13 protein-coding genes are annotated in these 15,630 nt (G+C 61.9%); 11 read left to right on the top strand and 2 right to left on the bottom strand.

Translation table 11 applies throughout. From position 1 onward, the window contains the following. Nucleotides 1-154 precede the first annotated feature (154 nt). Nucleotides 155-2,851: a [protein-PII] uridylyltransferase gene (locus BVH06_RS13925; RefSeq protein ID WP_075934427.1), complete on the bottom strand. Its 2,697-nt coding sequence runs from the start codon at nucleotides 2,849-2,851 to the stop codon at nucleotides 155-157. A 37-nt stretch (nucleotides 2,852-2,888) separates the two neighbouring features. After that, nucleotides 2,889-3,689, bottom strand: a complete 801-nt coding sequence (gene map / locus BVH06_RS13920) for a type I methionyl aminopeptidase (RefSeq protein ID WP_075934426.1) — start codon at nucleotides 3,687-3,689, stop codon at nucleotides 2,889-2,891. Nucleotides 3,690-3,952: 263 nt separating this feature from the next. Between map and rpsB the strand changes: the two genes are divergently transcribed. From rpsB to lpxD, 11 genes are all read left to right on the top strand, one after another. After that, on the top strand, nucleotides 3,953-4,696 hold the full coding sequence (gene rpsB / locus BVH06_RS13915) for a 30S ribosomal protein S2 (protein WP_075929927.1): 744 nt from the start codon (nucleotides 3,953-3,955) through the stop codon (nucleotides 4,694-4,696). Nucleotides 4,697-4,824: 128 nt separating this feature from the next. Next, on the top strand, nucleotides 4,825-5,688 hold the full coding sequence (tsf, locus tag BVH06_RS13910; protein WP_070884114.1) for a translation elongation factor Ts: 864 nt from the start codon (nucleotides 4,825-4,827) through the stop codon (nucleotides 5,686-5,688). A gap of 450 nt (nucleotides 5,689-6,138) precedes the next feature. After that, entirely contained in the window at nucleotides 6,139-6,882 is a 744-nt protein-coding gene (pyrH, locus tag BVH06_RS13905) for a UMP kinase (protein WP_013792516.1), read from the top strand. Then, nucleotides 6,879-7,436: a ribosome recycling factor gene (gene frr / locus BVH06_RS13900; RefSeq protein WP_075929928.1), complete on the top strand. Its 558-nt coding sequence runs from the start codon at nucleotides 6,879-6,881 to the stop codon at nucleotides 7,434-7,436. Before pyrH ends, frr begins: the two co-directional genes overlap by 4 nt. Nucleotides 7,437-7,452: 16 nt before the next feature. Continuing rightward, nucleotides 7,453-8,217 carry a polyprenyl diphosphate synthase gene (gene uppS, locus BVH06_RS13895; RefSeq protein WP_075929929.1) on the top strand — a complete coding sequence of 255 codons (765 nt, stop codon included), beginning with the start codon at nucleotides 7,453-7,455 and terminating at the stop codon, nucleotides 8,215-8,217. Then, nucleotides 8,217-9,032 (top strand): phosphatidate cytidylyltransferase, encoded by an 816-nt coding sequence (locus BVH06_RS13890; RefSeq protein ID WP_075934425.1) that lies wholly within the window; start codon nucleotides 8,217-8,219, stop codon nucleotides 9,030-9,032. Before uppS ends, BVH06_RS13890 begins: the two co-directional genes overlap by 1 nt. After that, complete coding sequence (gene ispC, locus BVH06_RS13885; protein ID WP_075934424.1) at nucleotides 9,029-10,222, top strand: 1-deoxy-D-xylulose-5-phosphate reductoisomerase; 1,194 nt, start codon at nucleotides 9,029-9,031, stop codon at nucleotides 10,220-10,222. Before BVH06_RS13890 ends, ispC begins: the two co-directional genes overlap by 4 nt. Beyond that, nucleotides 10,219-11,571, top strand: a complete 1,353-nt coding sequence (rseP, locus tag BVH06_RS13880) for a sigma E protease regulator RseP (RefSeq protein WP_075934423.1) — start codon at nucleotides 10,219-10,221, stop codon at nucleotides 11,569-11,571. The genes ispC and rseP overlap by 4 nt, the downstream gene beginning before the upstream one ends. 73 nt (nucleotides 11,572-11,644) lie before the next feature. Beyond that, nucleotides 11,645-14,005 carry an outer membrane protein assembly factor BamA gene (gene bamA, locus BVH06_RS13875; RefSeq protein ID WP_075934422.1) on the top strand — a complete coding sequence of 787 codons (2,361 nt, stop codon included), beginning with the start codon at nucleotides 11,645-11,647 and terminating at the stop codon, nucleotides 14,003-14,005. Nucleotides 14,006-14,053: 48 nt separating this feature from the next. Beyond that, nucleotides 14,054-14,557: an OmpH family outer membrane protein gene (locus BVH06_RS13870; RefSeq protein WP_075929934.1), complete on the top strand. Its 504-nt coding sequence runs from the start codon at nucleotides 14,054-14,056 to the stop codon at nucleotides 14,555-14,557. Then, nucleotides 14,557-15,618 (top strand): UDP-3-O-(3-hydroxymyristoyl)glucosamine N-acyltransferase, encoded by a 1,062-nt coding sequence (lpxD, locus tag BVH06_RS13865; protein ID WP_139315640.1) that lies wholly within the window; start codon nucleotides 14,557-14,559, stop codon nucleotides 15,616-15,618. The genes BVH06_RS13870 and lpxD overlap by 1 nt, the downstream gene beginning before the upstream one ends. The last annotated feature ends 12 nt before the right edge of the window (nucleotides 15,619-15,630 follow it).

Genomic DNA, 15,630 nt, shown 5'->3' with positions numbered 1-15,630 from the left:
TCGCGCCGCGCTCGGTGCAAATGCCCTCGTGTAGGAGCAGCGCCCCCGCGGCGAATGGCGGCCATGTCGCTGCTCCTGCTCAATGACCTGGTATCCATTCGCGCCGAGGGCGACGCTCCCACACTGAAGTGTGCGGCGGGCGCCGCTCCTGTCGTCAGATGCTGATCTGTAACGGACTGGTGCTGCTGGTCGCTGATAGCTTGGTGATGATGGTCTGTTGAAGGCGCGCGCACAGCTCGGGGTCGGACAGCGGCTGGTTGTTGGCGTCGGTGACGAAGAACACGTCTTCCACGCGCTCGCCCAGGGTGGCGATCTTGGCGTTTTGCACCGACAGGTCGAAGTCCAGGAAGATGCGCCCGATCTTGGCCAGCAGGCCTGGGCGATCCGGCGCGGTCAGTTCCACCACGGTGACCGGCCGCTGGGCATCGTTGTGAATGGTCACCTGAGGCGCGAAGGCGAAGTGCTTGAGCTGGCGCGGGACACGGCGCTGGATGATGTTCGGATACTCGTCCGGGTGCATCAGGGTATCGACCAGGCTCTGGCGGATTTGCTGGATGCGCTTGGGATTGTCACCGATCGAGCCGCCTTCGGCCTCGAGCACGATGTAGGTGTCGAGGGTGAACTGGCTGGTTGACGTGAGAATCCGCGCGTCGTGGATGTTCAGGTTCAGCTGCGCCATGGCCGCCACCGTTACCGCGAAGAAATCGTGCTGATCCGGTGCGTAGATGAAGATCTGCGTGCCGCCTTCGAACTCGCGCTGGGTGGTTTCCTTGATGAGTACCAGTGGCCCGCCATCGTCCGGGTGCTGGAGGATCGCGTCGGTGTGCCAGGCCACGTCGCTGGCGGTGTGGCGCAGGAAGTAGTCATCACCCAGCTGCGACCACAGCTGCTCGACGTCATCCGGGTCAGTGCCACCATTGACCAGGGTGTCGAGCGCGGCGCTTTGGGTCAGGCGGATCTGTTCCTCGCGTTCCACCGGGTTCTCCAGGCCACGGCGCAGGGCGCGCTTGGTTTCGGTGTAAAGCTGGCGCATCAGGCTGGCGCGCCAGGAGTTCCACAGTGTCGGGTTGGTGGCGTTGATGTCCGCCACGGTGAGCACGTAGAGGTAATCCAGATGCGTCTGGTCGCCCACGAAGGCGGCGAAGTCGTTGATCACCTGCGGGTCGGACAGGTCCTTGCGCTGGGCGGTGGTCGACATTGCCAGGTGATTCTGCACCAACCAGACGATCAGTCCGGTGTCCCAGGCGGGCAGGTGATGGCGCTGGCCAAAGGCTTCGGCGTCCAGGGCGCCGAGCTCCGAATGGTCACCGCCGCGGCCCTTGCCGATGTCATGATAAAGCCCGGCCAGGTAGATCAGCTCGGGTTTGGGCAACTTGTCGATGAGCTTGCTGGCCAGCGGAAACTTCTCCGCCAGCTCCGGCCACTTGAACTTGCGCAGGTGCTTGATCAGGTTGAGGGTGTGGGCGTCGACCGTATAGATGTGGAACAGGTCGTGCTGCATCTGCCCGACGATATGGCCGAATTCGGGCAGGTAGCGCCCCAGGATGCCGTAGCGGTTCATGCGCCGCAGGTTGCGGTGGATGCCCTGCTCGCACTTGAACAACTCGATGAACAGGCTGGTGTTGCGGATATCGCGGCGGAACTCGTCGTCGATCAGGTAACGATGGTCGCGTAGCAGGCGGATGGTATCGGCGCACACGCCATTGAGCTCCGGATGCTGGGCCATCAGCACGAAGATCTCGATGATGGCGAACGGCGTGCGCTTGAAGACGTTGGCGTGGGTCGCTTCGATGTAGCCGTCGCGCACCTGGAAGCGGCTGTTCAGCGGCTTGGCCGGGGTGCTGTCGCCAGCGCGGAGGATTTCTTCCTCGAAGTGCTGGTTGATCAGGTCGCTCAGCTCGGCAATGGCCATCACCACGCGGTAGTACTTCTGCATGAAGCGCTCGATGGTGCGCTTGGTGTCACTTTCGTTGTAGCCCAGCAGTTCGGCGACCTTGCTCTGGTGATCGAACAGCAGCCGGTCCTCGGCACGCCCGGCGAGCATGTGCAGGGCATAGCGCACCTTCCAGAGAAACTCCTGGGAGGAGGCGAGCAGGGCGTATTCGCTTTCCAGCAGAAAGCCCTGGCCGACCATGGCGTGCAGGTTGAGGGTGCCGAAGTGCCGCCGCGCCACCCACAGGATGGTCTGGATATCGCGCAAACCGCCCGGCGAGCCCTTCACGTTGGGCTCCAGGTTGTACTCTGTGTCGTTGTACTTGGCATGGCGGGCCTTCTGTTCCTCGCGCTTGGCCAGGTAGAACGCCTTGCTCGGCCACATGTGGGCGGTAGAGGTCGCTTCCTGCATGCGCTCGCGCAGGTGTTCGGGGCCGGCGATGGTGCGGCTTTCCATCAGGTTGGTGATGACGGTCAGGTCGGCGCGGGCCTCGATGCCGCACTCGGCCACCGAACGCACGCTCTGGCCGACCTCCAGGCCGATGTCCCAGAGCAGGGTGAGAAAGCCTTCGATGGGCTCGCGGAAGGTTTCCTGATCGTCACCGCCGAGCAGGATCAGGAGGTCGATATCGGAATAGGGGTGCAGTTCGCCACGGCCATAGCCGCCCACTGCCAGCAGGGCGATTTCCGCTTCGCTGCTCCAGGTGAACCGGTTCCAGGCTTCGAGCAGGATCTGGTCGGTGAAGCGCGCGCGATCCTCGACCAGGCGGCGCACGTCACGGTTGTCGCGAAAGCGCGCATCGAGCACCTCGTGGGCGCGGCGGATGGCTTTCTTGAAGGCGCCGATGGGGCTGGACTTGAGGGCCAGTTCCGCCTGGAACTGGCCGCGATCGAACAATTCGGCGTCTAGCAGCGACATGCGGCGGCCTTCCTTCATCTATAGGTGGGGGCTCGTATCAGGCTGAGGTGCGGGCGATGGTGTCGTCGCTGCGCAGGGTGAAGATCTCGTAGCCGTCGGCGGTGACCAACAGGGTGTGCTCCCATTGGGCGGACAGCTTGCGATCCTTGGTGATCGCGGTCCAGCCGTCGCCCAGTACACGGGTTTCCGGGCGGCCCTGGTTGATCATCGGCTCGATGGTGAAGGTCATGCCTTCCTTGAGCTCCATGCCGGTGCCCGCGCGGCCGTAGTGCAGTACTTGCGGGTCTTCGTGGAACACAGAACCGATGCCGTGGCCACAGAACTCGCGAACCACCGAGAAACCGTTCTTCTCGGCGTGCTTCTGGATCACTTCGCCGATGTCGCCGAGGCGCGCGCCAGGGCGCACCGCTTCGATGCCTTTATAGAGGCATTCCTGGGTGACGCGCGACAGGCGCTCGGCCCACTCCGGCACCTTGCCGACGTGGAACATGCGGCTGGTGTCGCCGTAGTAGCCGTCCTTGATCACGGTGATGTCGATGTTCATCACATCACCTTCCTTGAGCGGCTTGTCGTTGGGGATGCCGTGGCACACCACATGGTTGAGCGAGGTGCAGATGGATTTCGGAAAACCCGGACGACCCGGTGCTGCGCCATAGTTGAGCGGGGCGGGGATGGCCTTCTGCACGTCGACGATATAATTGTGGCAGATGGTATTGAGTTCGTCCGTGGTGACGCCGGGTTTGACATGCTCGGCGATCATCTCCAGCACGTCGGCGGCCAGGCGACCGGCGATGCGCATTTTCTCGATTTCGTCGGGCGTCTTGAGGGTGACGGTCATGGTGATCTCGGTAGCTCTGTAAAGGGCAGCATGTTAACAGTTTGCGCCGGCAACCTTGAAGCGCCCGCGCCTGGCGGGGCCGATCATCGATACCGAATGTGCATGTAGCCCAAATCCGGTTTTCATGGTATAAAACGCGCCGCTTTGCGGGGTAGACCCCGAAAGCCTAACCCCACACACGTATCGACACGATTTCCTGGGTGCCCGCAAGGGTTGGAAATTGGGATGCGTGGAGGCCTAACCCGACTTATCAAGGAACTATCATGTCCCAAGTCAATATGCGCGATATGCTGAAGGCCGGTGTGCACTTCGGCCACCAGACCCGTTACTGGAACCCGAAAATGGGCAAGTACATTTTCGGCGCGCGCAACAAGATTCACATCATCAACCTCGAAAAGACCCTGCCGATGTTCAACGACGCGCTGTCGTTCGTTGAAAAGCTGGCTGCTGGCAAGAACAAGATCCTGTTCGTCGGCACCAAGCGTTCCGCTGGCAAGATCGTTCGCGAAGAAGCGGCTCGTTGCAACTCGCCGTTCGTCGATCACCGCTGGTTGGGCGGCATGCTCACCAACTACAAGACCATCCGTGCCTCGATCAAGCGTCTGCGCGATCTGGAAGTACAGTCCCAGGACGGTACCTTCAGCAAGCTGACCAAGAAAGAAGCCCTGATGCGCACCCGTGATCTGGAAAAACTGGATCGCAGCCTGGGCGGTATCAAGGACATGGGCGGTCTGCCGGACGCTCTGTTCGTCATCGACGTCGATCACGAGCGCATCGCGATCACCGAAGCCAACAAGCTGGGCATCCCGGTCATCGGCGTTGTCGATACCAACAGCAGCCCGGAAGGCGTTGACTACATCATCCCGGGTAACGACGACGCCATTCGCGCCATCCAGCTGTACATGGGTGCCATGGCCGACGCCGTGATCCGTGGTCGCAGCAACACCGGCGGCGCTACCGAAGAGTTCGTCGAAGAAGCTCCGGCTGCAGAAGCTGCCGAAGGCTAAGCGGTAACGCAGAGCATCTAGTGTTATGCGCTGCGCAAAAAGGGGGCTAGGCCCCCTTTTTGTCACTCAAAGATTTGATCGCCCGCCTTGCGGGTGATGGTTGAAGACCTACCAAGAGGATTTTCAAGATGGCAGAGATTACTGCAGCACTGGTCAAGGAACTGCGCGAGCGTACCGGCCAAGGCATGATGGAGTGCAAGAAGGCCCTGGTTGCCGCTGGTGGCGATATCGAGAAAGCGATCGATGACATGCGCGCTTCGGGTGCCATCAAGGCTGCCAAGAAGGCTGGCAACATCGCTGCCGAAGGTTCCATCGCCGTTCGCGTCGAAGGCAACCGCGGCCTGATCATCGAAGTCAACTCGCAGACCGACTTCCTGGCTCTGCAGGACGACTTCAAGGCCTTCGTCAAGGAAAGCCTGGATGAAGCCTTCGAGAAGAACCTGACCGAAGCCGCTCCGCTGATCGCCTCGCGCGAATCCGCTCGTGAAGCCCTGGTTGCCAAGTGCGGCGAGAACGTCAACATTCGTCGTCTGACCGCTGTTTCCGGTGACACCGTTGGTGCCTACCTGCACGGCCACCGCATCGGTGTTCTGGTCGTCCTGAAGGGCGGCAATGACGAGCTGGCCAAGCACGTTGCCATGCACGTTGCTGCGTCCAACCCGGCCGTTGTTTCCGCCGACCAGGTTTCCGAGGAGCTGGTTGCCAAGGAAAAGGAAATCTTCCTGCAGCTGAACGCCGAGAAGATCGCCGGCAAGCCTGAAAACATCGTCGAGAACATGGTCAAGGGCCGTATCGCCAAGTTCCTGGCTGAAGCCAGCCTGGTCGAGCAAGCCTTCATCATGGATCCTGAAGTCAAGGTCGGCGACCTGGTGAAGAAAGCCGGTGCCGAAGTCGTTTCCTTCGTTCGTTACGAAGTGGGCGAGGGCATCGAGAAGGCCGAGACCGACTTCGCTGCCGAAGTTGCTGCTCAGGTTGCTGCCAGCAAGCAGTGATAGCTGTTAGGGTCTGTTGCCGTTTCACGCACGGCCGCGCCGGCGCCCGTTTTGCCGCGAGGCAAGGCACGAGCCGCGAAGTTTGGCTGGCCAAATGAGCCGGCGAGAAACGCAGTATCGCGGCAAAACGAGCCCGGCCCTTCGGGTTGCGCGAGAAATCTCGCCATGCGTCGTTGGAGGACTTGAAAAGGGAACACCATTCCCTGCGTCCTCCGCCTCGCCTGGCGAGATTTCTCGCGGCAACGCGGCTCGCGTTGAAATGGCAACAGACCCTCGCTAGCGCCCCAGAAGAGGCTGCCCGCTCACGCGCGCGGCCTCTTTTTCAAAGGGGATTTTTTTCGAAACGATGGTTGGTGCCCGTGGCACTCACGGTCGTGAGCGCTGTCGAAGCGCTCGATATGCGAGCCACTCGGTTCGCAGGTTTTTCTTACGCCGCAGGAGAGAATGGTAATGGCTCAGCAGGTGAGTGGTCGTCAACCGCGCTACAAGCGCATTCTGCTCAAACTCAGCGGCGAGGCCCTGATGGGCTCGGAAGATTTCGGCATCGATCCCAAGGTGCTCGATCGCATGGCGCTGGAAGTCGGCCAGTTGGTCGGTATCGGCGTGCAGGTGGGTGTGGTGATCGGCGGTGGCAACCTGTTCCGTGGTGCAGCGCTGAGCGCCGCCGGTATGGATCGGGTCACCGGTGACCACATGGGCATGCTGGCCACGGTAATGAACGCTCTGGCCATGCGTGACGCCCTGGAGCGCTCGAACATTCCCGCGCTGGTCATGTCGGCCATCTCCATGGTCGGCGTTACCGACCACTACGATCGCCGCAAGGCGATGCGCCATCTGAAAACCGGTGAGGTGGTGATCTTCGCCGCTGGCACTGGTAATCCGTTCTTCACCACCGACTCGGCCGCCTGCTTGCGCGGTATCGAAATCGACGCCGATGTGGTGCTGAAGGCAACCAAGGTGGATGGTGTGTACACTGCCGATCCATTCAAGGATCCGCATGCGGAAAAATTCGATCGCCTCACCTATGACGAGGTGCTGGATCGCAAGCTGGGCGTGATGGATCTGACGGCCATCTGCCTGTGCCGTGATCACAACATGCCGCTGCGTGTTTTCAATATGAACAAGCCGGGTGCCCTGCTCAATGTCGTGGTGGGCGGCGCCGAAGGAACTTTGGTCGAGGAAGGTAAAGAATGATCAACGAAATCAAGAAGGACGCCCAGGTTCGCATGCAGAAGAGCCTGGAATCGCTGGCTCACGCATTCAGCCGCATTCGTACCGGTCAGGCTCACCCCAGCATCCTCGGCGGCGTGATGGTGCCTTACTACGGCGCGGACACCCCGCTGAACCAGGTCGCCAGCGTAACCGTAAAGGATTCGCGCACCCTGCAGGTCGTGGCGTTCGAGCGCAGCATGCTGAGCGCGGTCGACAAGGCCATCCAGAGCTCCGGCCTGGGCTTCAACCCGACCAACCTGGGCGAGCTGCTGCTGGTCACCATGCCGGCACTGACCGAAGAAACCCGCAAGGGCTTCACCAAGCAGGCCCGTGATGCCGCCGAAGACGCCCGTGTTGCGGTGCGCAACATCCGTCGCGACGCCATGAGCCAGCTCAAGGATCTGGTCAAGGAAAAGGAAATCAGCGAAGACGAAGAACGTCGCGCTGCTGACGACGTACAGAAGCTGACCGACAAGTTCGTGGCCGAGATCGACGTCGCCGTGAAGCAGAAAGAAGCGGACCTGATGGCCGTCTGACGGCCAGGAAGTCGCCATGGACAATTCCAAAGTCGGTGCCGTGATGGCCGTTCCACGGCACGTGGCGATCATTATGGATGGTAACAACCGCTGGGCGCGCAAGCGCCTGCTGCCCGGTGTGGCCGGGCACAAGGCGGGCGTCGATGCGGTAAGAGCGGTCATCGAGGTCTGCGCCGATTCGGGCGTGGAAGTGCTGACCCTGTTCGCTTTCTCCAGCGAGAACTGGCAGCGCCCGGCCGATGAGGTCGGTGCGTTGATGGAGCTGTTCCTCAGCGCTTTGCGTCGCGAGGCACGCAAGCTCGACGAGAACGGCATCAGCCTGCGCATCATCGGCGACCGCTCGCGGTTCCATCCCGAGCTGCAGGCCGCCATGCGCGAAGCCGAAGCGGCGACCGCTGGCGTGGCCGGCGAAAAACGCTTCATCCTGCAGATCGCCGCCAACTACGGCGGTCAGTGGGATATCGCCCAGGCCGCGCAGCGTCTGGCGCGTGAAGTGCAGGGCGGTCATCTGCAACCCGAGGACATCACCCCGCGCCTGCTCCAGGGCTGCCTGGCTACCGGTGAGTTACCGCTGCCGGATCTGTGCATTCGCACGGGCGGCGAACATCGGGTCAGCAATTTCCTGCTCTGGCAGATGGCCTACAGTGAACTGTACTTCTCCGACCTGCTGTGGCCGGACTTCAAGCACGACGCCATGCGCGCGGCGCTGGCCGATTTCGCCAAGCGTCAGCGACGTTTTGGCAAAACCAGTGAACAAGTCGAAGCCGAGGCCCGCGCCTGATGCTCAAGCAACGAATCATTACGGCGCTGATCCTGCTGCCGGTCGCCCTGGCAGGGTTCTTCCTGCTCGAAGGTGGCGCGTTCGCGCTGTTCATCGCCGTCGTGGTCGTGCTCGGTGCCTGGGAATGGGCCCGTCTGGCGGGCTTCGAAGCTCAGCCGTTGCGTGTCGCCTATGCCGCCCTGGTGGCTGTACTGCTTTATCTGCTTTACAGCGCCCCCGTGCTGGCGCCGTGGCTGCTGGTCGCTGGCGTGCTGTGGTGGGCCTTCGCGACCTTTCTGGTGCTCAATTACCCGGATAGCAGCCGCTACTGGGGCGGCCTGCTGGGGCGCCTGGCGATCGGCTTGCTGATTCTGCTGCCGGCCTGGCAAGGACTGGTGGTGATCAAGCAATGGCAGCTGGCCAACTGGCTGATCCTGGCGGTGATGGCGCTGGTCTGGGTGGCGGACATCGGCGCCTATTTCTCCGGCAAGCGTTTCGGCAAGCGCAAGCTGGCACCGCGGGTCAGCCCCGGCAAAAGCTGGGAAGGCCTGGTCGGTGGCCTGCTGCTGAGTTTACTGCTGACGGTAGTGGTGGGCTTTTATCGCGATTGGTCGTTCGCGCAGTTTCTTCTCGCGCTGCCGGCCGCTGCGCTGGTGGTGTTGATCTCGGTGGTCGGTGATCTTACCGAGAGCATGTTCAAGCGCCAGTCCGGCATCAAGGACAGCAGCAACCTGCTGCCTGGCCATGGTGGTGTGCTCGACCGCATCGACAGCCTGACGGCGGCGGTTCCCGTATTCGCCATGTTGCTGTGGCTGGCTGGTTGGGGCGCATTGTGAGCCAGGTTCAACAGATCACCGTTTTGGGGGCTACCGGTTCAATCGGCCTGAGCACCCTCGACGTCATCGCGCGCCATCCGTCGCGTTACCAGGCATTTGCCCTGACCGCCTTCAGTCGCCTGGCCGAGTTGGAAGCGCTTTGCGTCATCCATCGTCCGCGTTTCGCCGTGGTCGCCGATGCCGTAGCGGCAGCCGATCTGCAAACGCGCCTGAAGCAGGCTGGGCTGGATACTCGCGTATTGTCTGGCGAGGCCGGATTGTGCGAGGTCGCCGCCCATGCCGAGGTGGACGCCGTGATGGCGGCCATCGTCGGTGCGGCGGGGCTCAAGCCGACCCTGGCGGCTGTCGAAGCTGGCAAGAAGGTGCTGCTTGCCAACAAGGAAGCATTGGTGATGTCCGGCGCGCTGTTCATGCGCGCGGTGCGTCAGAGTGGCGCCGTCCTGCTGCCGATCGACAGCGAGCACAATGCGATCTTCCAGTGTCTGCCTCAGGATTACGCGCGCGGTCTGCAGCCGGTCGGCGTGCGACGCATCCTGCTCACCGCTTCCGGCGGGCCGTTCCGTCAGTCCTCACCCGAGGCGCTGCATGCGGTAACGCCCGAGCAGGCCTGTGCCCACCCTAACTGGTCGATGGGTCGCAAGATTTCAGTCGACTCGGCCAGCATGATGAACAAGGGTCTGGAACTGATCGAAGCCTGCTGGCTATTCGACGCACGCCCCGAGCAGGTCGAGGTGCTGATCCATCCCCAGAGCGTCATCCATTCCCTGGTCGATTACGTCGACGGCTCGGTGCTCGCCCAGTTGGGCAATCCCGATATGCGCACGCCGATCGCCCACGCCCTGGCCTGGCCGCAGCGTATCGACTCGGGCGTCGCACCGCTGGATCTGCTCGCCGTGGCGCGCCTGGATTTCCAGGCCCCGGACGACGTTCGCTTTCCCTGCCTGCGTCTGGCCCGTGAGGCGGCGGAGGCGGGCGGCAGCGCGCCGGCGATGCTCAATGCCGCGAACGAAGTGGCGGTAGCGGCATTTCTCGAGCGGCGGATTCGCTTTACCGATATCGCGCGTATCATTGGCGGCGTTCTCGAGGCCGAGCCGGTCGTTGCGGTGGATTGCCTCGATACCGTGCTCGAAGCCGACCGCCGTGCGCGGGAGCTGGCCGGGCAGTGGTTGAATCGCGGAGAAGTGGCATGAGCGCACTCTATATGATCGTTGGCACCCTGATCGCGCTTGGGGTGCTGGTGACCTTCCATGAATACGGCCATTTCTGGGTAGCTCGCCGCTGCGGCGTCAAGGTACTACGTTTCTCCGTGGGTTTCGGCACGCCGCTGGTGCGCTGGCATGATCGCCAGGGCACCGAGTTCGTGATCGCCGCCATCCCACTGGGCGGCTACGTGAAAATGCTCGACGAGCGCGAAGGCGACGTGCCGCCGGAGTTGGTCGAGCAATCGTTCAATCGCAAGACCGTCAAGCAGCGCTTCGCCATCGTGGCTGCGGGCCCGGCGGCCAACTTCGCCTTGGCGCTGGTGTTCTTCTGGCTGGTGGCCATGCTCGGCAGTCAGCAAGTGCGGCCGGTCATCGGCGCTGTGGAGGCGGGGAGCCTTGCTCAGGTTGCCGGCCTGCAGGCAGGTGAGGAAATCGTTGCGGTCAACGGCAAGGCCACCACGGGCTGGTCGGCGGTCAACCTGCAACTGGTGCGTCGTCTCGGTGAAAGTGGTGAGCTGCTGATCACTACGCGGCATCCCGATGGTGGTGCCGACACGGCCCATCGCGTCGAACTGGACAACTGGCTGCGCGGCGCCAATGAGCCTGATCCGATCGCCTCGCTGGGCATCCGTCCATGGCGTCCGAGCCTGGCGCCGGTGCTCGCCGAATTCGACCCGCAAGGGCCGGCCCAGGCCGCCGGCCTGCGAGTCGGTGATCGCCTGCTGGCGCTGGACGGGCAATCCCTGAGCGATTGGCAGGATCTGGTTGATCGCGTACGCGGGCTGCCGGGCAAGTCGGTAAGCATCGCCCTGGAGCGTGATGGTCAGCGCCTGGATGTACCCGTGACCCTGGCCTCGAAAGGCGAGGGCGAAGCGGCCAACGGTTACCTCGGCGCCGGCGTGGCGCCGGCACAATGGCCGGCGCAGATGCTTCGCGAAATCAGCTATGGGCCACTCGAGGCGGTCAGTGAGGCGGGCGCGCGAACCTGGACGATGAGCCTTCTGACCCTCGATTCATTGAAGAAAATGCTCTTCGGTGAGCTCTCGGTAAAAAACTTGAGCGGGCCGATAACCATTGCTAAAGTGGCGGGCGCTTCGGCCGAGTCGGGCCTTGGGGACTTTTTGAATTTCCTCGCCTACCTGAGTATCAGCCTCGGCGTTCTCAATTTGCTGCCCATCCCGGTTCTGGATGGCGGACATCTGCTTTATTACCTGGTCGAGTGGGTGCGAGGCCGCCCACTGTCCGAACGGGTGCAGGGTTGGGGGATGCAGATTGGTATCAGCCTGGTGATCGGGGTGATGCTGTTGGCTCTGGTCAACGACCTTGGTCGCCTGTGAGCTCAGCTGAATTATATATCTTTCGTCTCGAACGACTGATTTCTTATCGTTAGTTGGAATAAGAAAGGACTTCATGAAACGTCTGCTGCTACCTGCGGTTCTTTCCGCATTGATGATCGCCGAAGTTCACGCCGAGTCCTTCACCATCTCCGATATTCGCGTTAACGGCCTGCAGCGCGTGTCCGCGGGCAGCCTGTTTGGCGCACTGCCCCTGAACGTCGGCGAGTCGGCCGATGATCGCACGCTCACCGAAGCGACGCGCGAACTGTTCAAGACCGGCTTCTTCCAGGACATTCAACTGGGCCGCGACGGTAACGTGCTGGTCATCACCGTGGTCGAGCGCCCGTCGATCTCCAGCATCGAGATCGAAGGCAACAAGGCCATCAGCAGCGATGATCTGCTCAAGGGGCTGAACCAGTCCGGCCTGGCCGAAGGCGAAATCTTCCAGCGTGCGACCCTCGAAGGCGTGCGTAACGAGCTGCAGCGCCAATATGTGGCCCAGGGCCGTTACTCCGCCGAGATCGATGCCGAAGTGATTCCTCAGCCGCGCAACCGCGTGGCACTGAAGATCAATATCAATGAAGGCAGTGTCGCGGCCATTCAGCACATCAACGTGGTCGGCAACAAGGTTTTTTCCGATGAAGACCTGCAGGACCTGTTCGAGCTGAAGACCACCAACTGGCTGTCGTTCTTCCGCAACGACGACAAGTACGCCCGCGAAAAACTCTCCGGTGACCTGGAGCGTTTGCGTTCCTATTACCTGGACCGCGGCTACATCAACATGGATATCACCTCCACCCAGGTATCCATCACGCCGGACAAGAAACACGTCTACATCACCGTCAATATCGATGAAGGCGAGAAGTACACCGTTCGTGACGTGAAGCTGTCCGGCGACCTCAAGGTGCCGGAAGAAGAAGTGCGCGCGTTGCTGCTGGTCAAAGAGGGCCAGGTCTTCTCCCGCAAGGTGATGACCAGCACCAGCGAACTGATCACCCGCCGCCTGGGTAACGAGGGTTACACCTTTGCCAACGTCAACGGCGTGCCCGAGCCGCACAACGACGACAACTCGGTATCGATCACCTTCGTCGTCGATCCGGGCAAGCGTGCCTACGTCAACCGCATCAACTTCCGCGGCAACACCAAGACCGAAGACGAAGTGCTGCGCCGCGAGATGCGTCAGATGGAAGGCGGCTGGGCATCGACCTACCTGATCGACCAGTCGAAGACGCGTCTGGAGCGTCTGGGCTTCTTCAAGGAAGTCAACGTCGAAACCCCGCAAGTGCCGGGCACCGACGACCAGGTCGACGTCAACTACAGCGTCGAGGAGCAGGCGTCCGGCTCGATCACCGCGAGCGTGGGTTTCGCCCAGAACGCCGGTCTGATCCTCGGCGGTTCGATCACCCAGAACAACTTCCTGGGTAGCGGTAACCGCGTCAGCCTCGGCCTGACCCGTAGCGAATACCAGAGCCGCTACAACTTTTCGTTCACCGACCCGTACTGGACCGAAGACGGCGTGAGCCTTGGCTACAACGCCTTCTATCGCACCACCGACTACGACGAACTCGATGTCGACGTATCCAGCTACTCGGTCGACAGCCTCGGCGCCGGCATCAACATCGGTTACCCGATCAGCGAGACCGCGCGCCTGACCTACGGCCTGACCGTGCAGCAGGACGAAATCAACACCGGCCGCTACACCGTCGACGAAATCTTCGACTTCACCCGTCAGGAAGGCGAGAAGTATCTCAACTTCAAGGCCTCCGTCGGTTGGTCCGAGTCCACCCTGAACCGTGGCGTACTGGCCAACCGCGGTCATTCCCAGAGCCTGGTCTTCGAGACCACCGTGCCGGGTAGCGACCTGTCGTTCTACAAGCTCGATTATCGCGGCCAGGTCTTCAAGCCGTTGACCGACACCTACACCATGCGCTTCCACACGCAGCTGGGTTACGGTGGCGCCTTCGGTTCGACCGACAAGCTGCCGTTCTACGAGAACTACTACGCTGGTGGCTTCAACTCGGTACGTGGCTTCGAGGACAGCAGCCTGGGCCCACGCAGTACGCCAAGTACCGGTACCAATCCGGGTACGCTGGCTGACCCGGATCAGGATCCGCTGCCGTTCGGTGGTAACGTGTTGATCCAGGGCGGCGCCGAATTGCTGTTCCCGCTGCCGTTCGTCAAGGATCAGCGTTCGCTGCGTACCGCGCTGTTCTGGGACGTGGGTAACGTCTTCGACACCGATTGCAGCGCCGGCCAGAAGCGCCGTGGCGACAGCTGCGACATCGATTTCGGCAACCTGGCCAGCTCGGTGGGTGTTGGCGTTACCTGGATCACGGCACTCGGCCCGCTGAGTTTCAGCCTGGCGATGCCGGTCAAGAAGCCGGACGATGCCGATACCCAGGTATTCCAGTTCTCCCTCGGCCAGACGTTCTAAGCGTCTGCTCACGAATCACCAAGACAGTTTTTCTGCAGGAGTTGCACCGTGCGTAAGTTGACTCAATTGGTTCTGTTAAGCGTCACCATGCTGGCCACTCCGGCCTTCGCGGAAATGAAGGTCGCCGTGCTCAACTACCAGATGGCCCTGCTCGAGTCCGACGCGGCCAAGCGCTACGCCGTCGACGCCGAGAAGAAATTCGGCCCGCAACTGAACAAGCTCAAGACGCTGGAAAGCGACGCAAAGCGCATTCAGGATCGCATCGTCAAAGATGGCGAGAAGATGCAGACCGCCGAGCGCGAGCGTCTCGAGCTGGACTTCAAGCAAAAAGCCCGTGACTTCCAGTTCCAGTCCAAGGAGTTGAACGAAGCCAAGGCCGTTGCCGATCGCGACATGCTCAAGAAGCTCAAACCCAACCTGGACAAGGCCGTTGAAGAAGTCATCAAGAATGGCAACTTCGACCTGGTGCTCGAGCGCGGCGCGGTCATCGATGTCAAACCGCAGTTCGACATCACCCGCCAAGTTATCGAGCGCATGAACCAGATGCGTTGATGATGTCCACACCAGTATTCACGCTCGGCCAGTTGGCCGAGCAGCTGGGCGCCACCTTGCGCGGCGCGGCTGATCAGATGGTCGACGGGCTGGCAACCTTGCAGGATGCCGGCCCGTCTCAGCTGACGTTCCTGTCCAATGCGCAGTATCGCAAGCACCTGGGCAGTTGCCAGGCGGCGGCGGTGCTGCTGACGGCGGCGGATGCGGAAGGCTTCACTGGCAATGCGCTGATTGTCGCCAACCCTTACCTGGCCTACGCGTCGCTGTCCCACCTGTTCGATCGCAAGCCTAAGGCTGCGCCGGGTGTTCACCCGACGGCCGTGGTCGCCGGCGATGCGCAGGTCGACCCGAGCGCCGCGATTGGTCCGTACGCGGTGATCGAGGCGGGCGCGAAGATCGCTGCCGGTGTCACCGTCGGTGCCCATTGCGTGGTCGGTGCGCGATCCGAAATCGGTGAGGGCGGCTGGTTGGCGCCGCGGGTCACCCTGTATCACGACGTGCGTATCGGCAAACGTGTGGTCATCCAGTCCGGTGCGGTGATCGGTGGTGAGGGCTTCGGCTTCGCCAACGAGAAGGGCGTCTGGCAGAAGATCGCCCAGATCGGCGGCGTGAGCATCGGTGATGACGTCGAAATCGGCGCCAACACCACCCTCGATCGCGGTGCGCTGTCCGATACGCGTATCGGCAATGGCGTGAAGCTGGATAACCAGATCATGATCGCGCACAACGTACAGGTCGGCGACAACACGGCGATGGCTGCCTGCGTCGGGATTTCCGGCAGCACGTCGATCGGCAAGAACTGTATGATCGCCGGCGGCGTCGGCATGGTCGGTCATATCGATGTGTGTGATGGCGTATTCGTGACCGGCATGACCATGGTCACGCGTTCGATCACCGAGCCCGGTGCCTATTCATCGGGTACCGCCATGCAACCTGCAGCCGAGTGGAAGAAAAGCGTGGCGCGTATCCGCCAGCTGGACGACATGGCGCGGCGTGTGAAGCAGTTGGAAAAACAGCTCGCTGCCGTGACCTCGAGCGGGAATGCCTCATCTGATGCCTGAGCCAATGGCTGG

This window comes from Pseudomonas sp. PA27(2017), assembly GCF_001945445.1.
Lineage (GTDB): Bacteria > Pseudomonadota > Gammaproteobacteria > Pseudomonadales > Pseudomonadaceae > Aquipseudomonas.
This window is presented reverse-complemented; position numbering and strand designations above follow the sequence as displayed.

Coding starts and splice junctions, on each gene's coding strand:
- tsf (WP_070884114.1), top strand. CDS start 4,825: ATGGCAGAGATTACTGCAGCACTGGTCAAGGAACTGCGCGAGCGTACC.
- frr (WP_075929928.1), top strand. CDS start 6,879: ATGATCAACGAAATCAAGAAGGACGCCCAGGTTCGCATGCAGAAGAGC.
- rpsB (WP_075929927.1), top strand. CDS start 3,953: ATGTCCCAAGTCAATATGCGCGATATGCTGAAGGCCGGTGTGCACTTC.
- lpxD (WP_139315640.1), top strand. CDS start 14,557: ATGATGTCCACACCAGTATTCACGCTCGGCCAGTTGGCCGAGCAGCTG.
- BVH06_RS13890 (WP_075934425.1), top strand. CDS start 8,217: ATGCTCAAGCAACGAATCATTACGGCGCTGATCCTGCTGCCGGTCGCC.
- rseP (WP_075934423.1), top strand. CDS start 10,219: ATGAGCGCACTCTATATGATCGTTGGCACCCTGATCGCGCTTGGGGTG.
- map (WP_075934426.1), bottom strand. CDS start 3,689: ATGACCGTCACCCTCAAGACGCCCGACGAAATCGAGAAAATGCGCATC.
- bamA (WP_075934422.1), top strand. CDS start 11,645: ATGAAACGTCTGCTGCTACCTGCGGTTCTTTCCGCATTGATGATCGCC.
- BVH06_RS13925 (WP_075934427.1), bottom strand. CDS start 2,851: ATGTCGCTGCTAGACGCCGAATTGTTCGATCGCGGCCAGTTCCAGGCG.
- pyrH (WP_013792516.1), top strand. CDS start 6,139: ATGGCTCAGCAGGTGAGTGGTCGTCAACCGCGCTACAAGCGCATTCTG.
- uppS (WP_075929929.1), top strand. CDS start 7,453: ATGGACAATTCCAAAGTCGGTGCCGTGATGGCCGTTCCACGGCACGTG.